The 305-nt window shown below is 33.1% G+C and carries 1 pseudogene; it reads right to left on the bottom strand.

Annotation, left to right across the window (positions count from 1 at the left end):
• Positions 1 to 94: 94 nt before the first annotated feature.
• Positions 95 to 305 (bottom strand): annotated as a pseudogene (locus SCA31_RS22890) (aspartate aminotransferase family protein); the annotation flags it as partial.

Consider the following 305-nt stretch of genomic DNA (forward strand, 5'->3'; position numbering starts at 1 on the left):
TTGTAATAATATTTTCTAATCTTCCGAATTATCAAAAATAAAAAGGGATGAAGTTGTAAAACCTCATCCCTTTTTTATCTGTAATGATTGACTGTTAAGAAAAATCAAATTTTCTAACCGCTTCTAATGTCATATCTATCTCTTTGTCTTTGATGGCATCGCTGATGAAATACGTTTCATAACCACTTGGAGGAAGGTAAATTCCATTGGTAAGCATCTGATGGAAGAAGTTGTTGAACAGCGCATGATTTGCTTCCTGAGCTTCGTCAAAATTTGAAACACTTTTAATATTGAAGAACACCGAC

Source organism: Chryseobacterium sp. SIMBA_028 (assembly GCF_046535285.1).
GTDB lineage: Bacteria > Bacteroidota > Bacteroidia > Flavobacteriales > Weeksellaceae > Chryseobacterium.